The following is a 9,352-nucleotide window of genomic DNA, read 5'->3' as shown; positions in this document are numbered from 1 at the left end:
CTTTGGGTATTTGTTCCCTAGCGTTCTATCCACAGCTTTATCCACCAAAAAGTTGCACAATGGCTTTTGGATTGTGAGGCTGAATGGTTGGAGTATTTTCTGCCTCTGCCCCTATCCAAACAACGCTTCAGCACGCGTAGTCTGATTGTCCAAACGTTCACCAAGCCCAGCCGGTACAAGCTCACCTTTCCACCGTATGCGTGACCTCTCCCTCAGCCGGTATTCCCCCAATGGGGGCGAACCGCCGTTCAAATGCGGGTGGCCGGCTTGAAGTCGGATAGTCCGACCTCAAAACCGGCAAATCGCCGGTTTTGGATCTCCTGCATTGCAGGCAAAGGCTCGCTGCGTTCAAGCGCAAATACGGGAATATCCCGCATTTGAAAACCCGGCTTCAAAAGTACGCAAAACGTCCTTTTGACTGCGGACGAAATTCGTCGTCAGTCGGTGTTTTGTGCGTCCGAATTTCGGACGCACAAAATCCACCAGATTCGGAGTATTACGAGAGTCTCGTAAAACTCTCACTCCAGCCACCGGCTGAAGCCGCCACTACAAAATATTCGTAGTGAACATGCCCTGATTTTTCAGGAGATGATCGCGCGACCGTGACCGCAATTTTGTGGAGACGGCGACCCCGCTGAGTTACGGCCTCGGGCATTAACGTTGGAGCAACGTTGGCTAACGGTGGACTAACGTTGATCGCGTTACCGGGAAGGGGCGCATTTCAAGTGCGCCCCTTGGCGCGACCAGCGATGGCTCCGAACTGAGCCATGGGCTAACGCGGCGCTATCTCACAACCACCAATGGGGGAAGTGAGGAAAATCCCACCTTACCTGACCAATCGCCAGGGGATCGAACTTACCGGGAGCGACGCAGGCCACCCGGTTGCCCTGCTGGAACTGACGACAGACATTTGAGCTGGCCGGCATAAAAAAGCCCCGCCTGAGCGATTCAGGACGGGGCTTTCCTTTAGGCTTACTGCACCCACCATGCACCCATGAGAGGTGGCTTGTGGCTAATGACTTTTGGTAAGTGCTTGATTTGTATGGCGCATCCGGCGGGATTCGAACCCACGACCCTTCGGAGGGCAATGCGGTACAGGAATCTCAGTTGCCATGCAGAGATAAAAAATGCCGCTAAGTGCCATCCTGCAAGGGTTTCGTCTTGTGCCGCTCCCTCCAGTTTAAGGCCTATAGCGACACCTGAGGGTGGTTATCCGTGGCACAAAAAACGAAATCTGGGATGCCGGTTTTTGACTACTAGCCAAACCCAGGCTCGCCCTGCCGCCGTCTGACTGAACCTGAATTTCGACTATCGACCTACAGATGATCACCCTCACCCAGTACGCTCACTGGTGGGCCGTGGAAATTAACAGATCGATAAGACCTTGCGCTGCTCCGGTTCCATAGGAACTTGGAATGACGACTACAAGCGGCGCTGCGCCTGAGTTCAGCCAACTCCGTTTTTGCTTCTCTGGGCTGTGTCGTTACAAACGTACAAACTAGGAATGCGCGGAACGAAAAGTTAGCGAAGCTTTTCTGGTGCCAGGCTCTGCCCTCGCAGGAGACCATGGCAGAGCGGCAAGCGCCGAGATTCGTGGGCAGGAGGCTGGGCCAGCTCAGTCATCCTTGGCGTTTAAATCGGTGGCAACCTTGTCAAACGACTCCCAGTGGCCAACCAGCTCATCTACGCGATCAGGAATGCGCGGTGTCTTGCTGAGCACCAGGCAACGGGTGGCGCCTACGTACTCCTCCAGAAGGTAGAGCGTATCCCCAACGTCGACGCCCATTTCCTGCAATACGTCGTCAGGCAAGCGAATAGCTCTGTCGCCGTCCCAGTCTTCGATCACCAAGTGATGCTTCATCGCGACTCCAGGAGACGGTTGAATGGAGTATCCGCAGGGGGAGGCAGCGGCGAGCCGGTGCCAACTAAGTCCCACGGCGCAGGTCGGCAGCATAGCAAAAAGCTGTCAGGCTCAGTGAGTGGCGATGACGGCGAAGATCCAGCCGCTGTTGCGGGCGAGTGAAAGCTCACTCGAGCCTCCCAACTGCCGCCGCTCTTTTTGAACAGGAGGCCTCGTAATTCCCACTGGGCAACTTAGAAAGCTCCCCGTCAGATCCCATCAAACCACTGAATTGTCATTGAGACTATGCTCTGTAGCCGCCATGGTTGCACTGGGTTGCCGCAGCTAACCAGTAGCAGCCCCGCAAAAACCACTGAGCTGTCACTTGCGTTCACCAGGTCGCTTCCGCCGTCTTATCCAAAACCACTGTCGTGACGGCAAACCCCTCCGCCAAATCACCAATATCTAGCGCGCGAACGCGGAATAAATCGCCAAACCGCGACACCAAGAAGGGTCTCGGCTGTCAGCTAAGTCTACTCGGGGCATGGCGCAGGCTATTCCGGCGATTGAACAGGCCCATCCGCCAGGACAAATACGTATCATGAGGCCACGACTGACTTCGGTAGTCTCGTGCTGGGACTACCTTTGGAAAGTGGCCGCCATGGAAGAAAGCGCACAACAACGCTCGGAACGTTATGTCTCCGCCCGCAGCCAACACCCTGCCTGGCTTTTGCTCGCATCACGCCGAGCGCCGCTTGTGTTGGGTTGCCTGCGAACGCTGTTCGAGCGGGCGCATGATGGGATCCCCATGGAGGATGCGCTGCAAGCGCTGTCCGAAATGCTGGCTGCTTATGCCAGCCAGGAGCTCTACGAGATCGACCCGGATGCAACGCATCTCCAAGCAGGTCGTGAACTTCGTGAATGGATCAAGCGGCGCCTCGTCGTAGAACGAGAGGGGCGTATCTACGCAACCGACGCGCTGGAGTCCGCCATCCAGTTCGTCGACTCGCTGGATAGTCGGATCATGACCTCCACGGCATCTCGCCTTTCGGTGGTCCAGCGCGAGATTGAAAACCTGGAAACGGGTCTGAACCCCAGCCCAACTGGCCGTATTGCCAGCCTGCGCCGCAGAATCCAGGATTTGGAGCACGAGCTGGCGCGGGTAGAGGCCGGCCATGTCGACGTGCTGGATGAAGCGCAGGCGATAGAGGGCATGCGCGAGGTATATAACCTGGCCACCAGCCTGCGCGCAGACTTTCGACGAGTTGAAGACTCTTGGCGCGAGGCGGATCGCGCCCTTCGACACTCCATCATCAGTGAGCAGTCTCACCGTGGAGAAATCGTCGATCGATTGCTGGATGGTCAAGATGCTCTACTCAACACACCGGAAGGGCGTGTGTTTGAAAGCTTCCAGCAGCAACTGAGGCAGTCCGCTGAGCTGGAGGTCATGCGTGAGCGCTTGCGCACCATCCTTCGTCATCCTGCGGTTCCAAAGGCGCTGAATCGTCCCCAGCAACGTGAGCTACGTTGGCTGGCGTTACGCCTAGTTCGTGAGTCGCAGGCTGTGCTCCAGGCGCGCGCCCGAAGCGAGCGCGATGTCCGCGGCTTCATGAAAACGGGGCTGGCCGCCGAGCATCATCGCGTCGGACAGTTACTCAACGACTTCTTCAATCTAGCGCTCAGCGTCGACTGGCAACGTCAGTCAGAGCGCCGTAAGCCTGCCTGTTTACCACCGGTTGGCGTAGCCATTACCGGTGTCCCGGCAATCGAGCGTCTCCGCTTCAAGACTCTGGATGACGATGATGCGGGCGAGCTGGATCTGAGTTTGAAGCCTGCGGGGTTGGAGCAGATTGATGATGACTTCTGGGATGCCTTCGACGGGCTGGATCGTGAAGCGCTGATTCATGACACCCTGGCTGTGCTGGTGGAGCAGGGGCGCCCTGTGAGTCTCGGGGAGCTTGCGTCTTTGCTTCCACCTGCTCACGACCTGGAAACCTTTGCGCTCTGGTTGGCGATGGCGCGTGAGGCAGGTATCGAGGTGCTGACAGAGGAGCGTCAGTTCGTGGAGCTAGTTGACGAGGATGAGCAACGCTGGGGCTTCAATCTGCCTTATGTCGGACTCGACCACGAGGCACTCAAGGACATCGATTGGGAGTTGTGAGCATGGCAGGGATCTTCGATCGAATTGCAGGCGCTTCTGGCGCCGACGAAACGGAGCTGACGGCGGAGCCCATGGCGTTGGATGACGGCATGGATGGTGAGCAACCTGCCATGAGCGCCAATATACAGGTCGATGAGCGACGGACTCCGCAACGGGTACGTGAGGCCGTACAGGAAATGCTCAAGTACGGGCTGCTGGAAGAAAGCCACAAACCCAACCTATATCGCTCAGCGCTCACCAATATCGAGGTGGTGGACAGAATCCTGGAGCCGCTCGACCTTGCCATGGGGGTCGACGAGGTTCGGGGGCTGGTGTTTGTTACCGTTCGCCAGGGCGAGGTGGCTGAGCAGGATGACTGGTCGCACCCCCTCGTGCGTCGGCAAAGACTGAATCTGGAGCAGTCCCTGCTGATAGCCATTCTGCGACAGCATTTCATCGCGTACGAACAGGAAAGCGGTACGGGCGCTAGTCAGGCGCTGGTGGCGGTTGATGAGCTGATTCCCCAATTGCAGGTTTACCTGGGCGAACTGGGCAGTGAGGCGAAGGAGCGCAATCGCATCATCACGCTGCTGGATCAGCTCAAGGGGCATGGTTTGGTGTCGGCTCTGGACGCACATGATCGTGTCATCATCCGTCCCATCATTACCCACTTGGCTAACCCGGAGAACCTGCAGGCACTCGTAGTATGGCTGCGAGAGCAGGTGGAGGGTGCGGTTACGCCGGCTGCCGGTGGTGAGGAGGACGAGGCGTGAAGCAGGCACTACTCTGGCGTGACAGCGAGACCTTCATTCTCACCAGCATCGAGCTCTATAACTGGGGCGGCTTTCAGGGCTATCACCGTGCCGAGATCGATCCTTCCGGCACCGCCGTGATCGGCCCGACGGGGAGCGGTAAAACGACGCTGGTGGACGCTCTGATGACCTTGCTGTGCGCCAATCCGCGCTACAACCTGGCATCCACGGGCGGGCATGAAAGCGACCGCGATCTGGTGTCCTATGTGCGCGGCGTCACCGGCCCCGGGGACGGAGGTGTAGAGCAATCTCATATCGCGCGCCAGGGTAAGACTGTCACCGCCATTGCCGCCACGCTCGAGCGTGACGGTGCGCAGGTTCGACTGGGCGCTGTGCTCTGGTTCGAGGGCACCAGCTCCTCGGCGTCCGATCTGAAAAAACTTTGGCTGTTAAGCGAGTCCCCCGAGCAGACGCTGGAGCACTGGCTCAGCCAGCATCACGCAGGCGGCATGCGGGCTCTGCGTCAGATGGAGAAGGATGGGATGGGGATCTGGCCGTATCCCAGCAAGAAAGCCTTCCTGGCCAGGCTGAGGGATTACTTCGAGGTCGGTGAAAACGCTTTCACCTTGCTCAACCGCGCTGCCGGCCTGAAGCAGCTCAACAGTATTGATGAGATCTTTCGAGAGCTGGTACTGGATGACCGCTCCGCCTTCGAGCGGGCTGCCGAGGTCGCCAGCAGCTTCGATGATCTAACTGACATCCACCGAGAACTGGAAACCGCTAGAAAGCAGCAGCGCTCGTTGCAACCTGTCGCCGATGGCTGGGAACGTTATAGGGCCTTGCAAGAACAGTTGCAGGATAAACAAGCGCTCGAAGGCATCCTCCCGGTCTGGTTCGCCGAGCAGGGGTATCGTCTGTGGTTGGCTGAAACCAACAGGCTTGAGAAGGAGCACAAACAGGCCGAACTGGATCAGGCGCAATGCAGGAGTCAGCTTGAGATCCAGAAGGGCGTGGTCGATCAACATCGTCAGCGCTACCTGCGAGTAGGGGGCGCAGGGATAGATCAATTACGCGGGCGCATTGCTGATTGGGTCAGGGAGTGCGATAAGCGGCGCCTGAAAGCCGAGCAATACCAACGCTTGGCCAAGGGGCTTGGACTCGCGGATGAGTTATCGGCCGCTGCGCTCGAAGAAAATCAGCAGCAGATCGCGGCACGCCTGGAAATACTGGCCCAGCAAACTACAGACGCGCGCCAGAAGGCGTTCGATGCAGGTCTCGTCCAGCAGGAACTCAATGGCCGCCTGCAGAGCTTACAGCAGGAGCGTGCTGAGGTTGAGAGACGGCCAGGCTCGAACCTGCCCGGGCATTTTCATGCTTTTCGAGGTGATCTGGCGCAGGAGCTTGGCGTCGATGAGTCGGCCCTGCCTTTCGTTGCCGAGCTGGTGCAGGTCAAGCCCGAGGAGCTGGCCTGGCGGGGTGCCATCGAGCGGGCAATCGGTAGCCACCGGCTCCGGATCTTGGTGCCGCAGGGCTCATCCCAGGCCGCACTGCGTTGGGTGAACCAACGGCACAACCGCTTGCATGTGCGCTTGTTGGAGGTAAAAGAGCCGTCGTCGCGCCCCGTTTTCTTCGACGATGGCTTTACCCGCAAGCTGACCTTCAAGGAGCATCCGTACCGAGAAGCCGTAAAGGCACTACTGGCGGACAATGACCGCCACTGCGTCGAAAGCACGGAGCAATTGCGTCATACCCCTCACGCCATGACGGCCCAAGGGCTGATGTCGGGTAAAGAACGCTTCTTCGACAAGCAGGACCAGAAGCGCCTGGATGAAGACTGGCTGACCGGCTTCGATAACCGCGACCGTCTGGCCTTCTTGGCTGAGCAGATTCGCGAGGTCAATGAACAGCTCGTGCCCGCCAAGCTGGCCCTGGATGCTGCCCAGGGCGATGTCGGTCAATTGGAGAGTCAAGCTTCGCTGCTGCAACGCATCGAAGAGCTGCAGTTCGACGATATTGATCGGCCGGGCGCCGAGCGTCAGCTGCAGTCGCTGCGTACTCAGCTGGACACCCTGACGCGTCCCGATTCTAACCTTGCCGTGATCAAAGCCGAGCTGGATCAAGCCGAGGCCCTGCGGGAGTCTCTGGACCAACAGCTGCAACGACTGATTGAGCAGTGTGTGCAGTTGAAAACTCAATTTGACCAAGCCGCATCTGCTACCCGTAAGGCCTATCGCGGCGCCGAAAAGGGGCTGAGCGATACACAGCGTGAACTGGCGCAAGCGCATTTCCCGATCCTGAGCACGGATGACCTCGGCGATATTGACGAGCTGGAACGCAAGCATACGCGTGAGCTTCAAGGGCAACTCAAAACGCTCGGCGAGAAACTGGGCGACCAGAAAACAGAGCTTGCCAAACGTATGTCCGACGCCCTGAAAGCAGACACCGGGGCGCTTGCAGAGGTCGGGCGAGAACTGGTGGATGTACCCAGGTATCTGGAGCGTCTCCGTGTGCTGACCGAGGAAGCCCTGCCCGAGAAACTCAAGCGCTTCCTGGAATACCTCAATCGCTCCTCGGATGACGGTGTCACCCAGCTGCTCAGCTATATCGACCATGAGGTCTCGATGATCGAGGAGCGCCTGGATGACCTGAACAGTACGATGCAGCGTGTCGACTTTCAGCCCGGACGCTATCTGCGCCTGGTGGCGAAAAAGGTCATTCATGAAAGCCTGCGCACCTTGCAACACGCTCAGCGCCAACTGAACTCGGCGCGCTTCATCGATGATGAAGGCGAGAGCCATTACAAGGCATTGCAGGCGCTCGTTGGCCTGCTCAAGGATGCCTGCGAACACAGCAGGAATCAGGGGGCCAAGGCACTGCTGGATCCGCGCTTCCGCCTGGAGTTCGCGGTATCGGTGATCGATCGGGAAGGCAATAATCTCATCGAAACCCGGACAGGTTCTCAGGGCGGTAGCGGTGGCGAGAAGGAGATCATCGCCTCCTATGTACTGACCGCTTCCCTGAGCTATGCGCTCTGTCCCGATGGCAGCAGCCGGCCGTTGTTCGGCACCATCGTGCTCGACGAGGCGTTCTCGCGCAGCTCCCATGCGGTGGCCGGTCGGATCATCGCAGCGCTGAGGGAGTTCGGCCTGCACGCTGTCTTCATCACCCCCAACAAGGAAATGCGCCTGTTGCGCCACCATACGCGTTCGGCAGTCGTCGTTCATCGGCGCGGCGTGGAATCCAGTCTGGTTTCCCTGAGCTGGGAAGCGTTGGATGAGCATCATCAACAGCGCATCAGGGCCATGCATGAAGTCGCCCACTGACATCGGCCGTAACCTGGCCAGGCAATGGCAGCGCTCCAGCGTGCGCTTGGAGCGCTTGCTCAATCCCGGTAGCTGGCCGCAAAGCCTCAACATCGGTAAGCCTTCGGCACGTCTATTCACTGACAACATCCAGGCGGTGCTCCGGCATGTGGAGAACTGGCGGAGCGTGAACGTGGGTAAGGTCGACTGGGAACCTGTCAGCTACCGAGCAGGTCTGGCCCCCATTTCCTTGCCGATGCGTTGGCATTTGCGTAGCCCCTCCGAATGGATTGCCGCGAGCGATGATCCAAGGGTCAGCCAGGAATACGCTCAACTCGAGTATTTGGTCGAGCAGGTAGACAGTGCCTTTCATACGCTGCTGGTGGCACAACGGAGCTTATGGTTGACGAGGACGCCTGAAGAAGTCGTCGCCACGGCGCAACTCGCTACTCAATTAGCTCCGGGCTGCGCTCAAGGCCGCCCATTGCGTCTGCTTGCAGAGCACGGAGTGGACACCAAGTTTTTTGAGCGAAACGCTACCTTACTGACGAAGCTCCTCGATGAGCGCTTCGAAGGTGCCGCGTCGGAGCAAGGCCTGACGACCTTTCTGGATGCCTTTGAAGAAAGCAGTCATTGGGTTCTAGTCGTTCCTCTTCAGCCTGGGCTGCTGCCCTTCAAGCGGCTCAGGCTGACAACTTCGGAACTGGCCGAAACCCCACTTCCTGGTTCGCGATTGCTCGTAGTGGAAAATGAGCAATGTGTTCACCTGCTACCCGAAACGTTGCCGGACACCTTAGCGGTGCTGGGGGCAGGACTCGATTTGCATTGGTTGGCGTCTGCGCATCTGGCCGGGAAACAGATCGGTTACTGGGGCGACATGGATACCTGGGGCTTGCTGATGCTGGCGCGAGCGAGACTCCATCAACCTGCAGTCGAAGCACTCCTAATGGAGCAGGAGCTGTTTGAACAGCACTCACAGGGGAATACAGTCGTCGAGCCGGCTAAAGCTCTGGAATCGGCTCCCCCTGGTTTGCTGGCTGACGAGGCTGATTTCTATCGGTATCTGTTGGTGCAAGAGCGGGGGCGTCTTGAGCAGGAGTATCTTCCAAAGGCTCAGGTGGAGTTGGCCATAAGAAAGTGGGCCAGATGATTCATGGTTTTATTTGGCGAGTGGATCGTTTACCGTGACCAGCTTGCGATGCCGAAACGGCCCCTATTCTCTGCACGAGTTTCTGGTTTTTGCCTTCAGAGACTTCTAGCTCTCAATGCCCGCCAGGCTGTGCTTGTAGTGGTCTACTGATCCCGGACACCGATTTAG

General features: G+C 58.3%; 5 protein-coding genes. 4 read left to right on the top strand and 1 reads right to left on the bottom strand.

Features of this window, described 5'->3' with window-relative positions:
- Nucleotides 1-1,615: 1,615 nt before the first annotated feature.
- Nucleotides 1,616-1,861, bottom strand: coding sequence for a hypothetical protein (locus tag HMPREF2581_RS05035; protein WP_016254340.1), 246 nt, complete (start codon nt 1,859-1,861; stop codon nt 1,616-1,618).
- A gap of 523 nt (nt 1,862-2,384) precedes the next feature.
- On the opposite strand from HMPREF2581_RS05035, the gene HMPREF2581_RS05030 reads away from it, so the two are divergent.
- Genes HMPREF2581_RS05030 through HMPREF2581_RS05015 form a run of 4 tightly spaced genes read left to right on the top strand, consistent with a single transcriptional unit; the run spans nt 2,385 to nt 9,184 of the window.
- The gene (locus HMPREF2581_RS05030; RefSeq protein ID WP_003137172.1) at nt 2,385-4,001 is read left to right on the top strand and encodes a DUF3375 domain-containing protein; all 1,617 of its coding nucleotides are present in this window, start codon (nt 2,385-2,387) and stop codon (nt 3,999-4,001) included.
- Nucleotides 4,002-4,003: 2 nt separating this feature from the next.
- Nucleotides 4,004-4,753: a DUF4194 domain-containing protein gene (locus HMPREF2581_RS05025; RefSeq protein ID WP_003137174.1), complete on the top strand. Its 750-nt coding sequence runs from the start codon at nt 4,004-4,006 to the stop codon at nt 4,751-4,753.
- Entirely contained in the window at nt 4,750-8,055 is a 3,306-nt protein-coding gene (locus tag HMPREF2581_RS05020; RefSeq protein ID WP_016254338.1) for an ATP-binding protein, read from the top strand. The genes HMPREF2581_RS05025 and HMPREF2581_RS05020 overlap by 4 nt, the downstream gene beginning before the upstream one ends.
- Complete coding sequence (locus HMPREF2581_RS05015) at nt 8,006-9,184, top strand: Wadjet anti-phage system protein JetD domain-containing protein (protein WP_223720391.1); 1,179 nt, start codon at nt 8,006-8,008, stop codon at nt 9,182-9,184. The genes HMPREF2581_RS05020 and HMPREF2581_RS05015 overlap by 50 nt, the downstream gene beginning before the upstream one ends.
- The last annotated feature ends 168 nt before the right edge of the window (nt 9,185-9,352 follow it).

This window comes from Pseudomonas sp. HMSC057H01 (assembly GCF_001836405.1).
Classification (GTDB): Bacteria; Pseudomonadota; Gammaproteobacteria; order Pseudomonadales; family Pseudomonadaceae; genus Pseudomonas; species Pseudomonas aeruginosa.
Note: the sequence above shows the minus strand (reverse complement) of the source record. Positions and strands in the feature narration are given on the sequence as shown.

What these genes read in the sequence shown, in the direction of transcription:
- HMPREF2581_RS05025 (WP_003137174.1), top strand. Translation starts at nt 4,004, where the DNA reads ATGGCAGGGATCTTCGATCGAATTGCAGGCGCTTCTGGCGCCGACGAA.
- HMPREF2581_RS05015 (WP_223720391.1), top strand. Translation starts at nt 8,006, where the DNA reads ATGAGCATCATCAACAGCGCATCAGGGCCATGCATGAAGTCGCCCACT.
- HMPREF2581_RS05030 (WP_003137172.1), top strand. Translation starts at nt 2,385, where the DNA reads ATGGCGCAGGCTATTCCGGCGATTGAACAGGCCCATCCGCCAGGACAA.
- HMPREF2581_RS05035 (WP_016254340.1), bottom strand. Translation starts at nt 1,861, where the DNA reads ATGAAGCATCACTTGGTGATCGAAGACTGGGACGGCGACAGAGCTATT.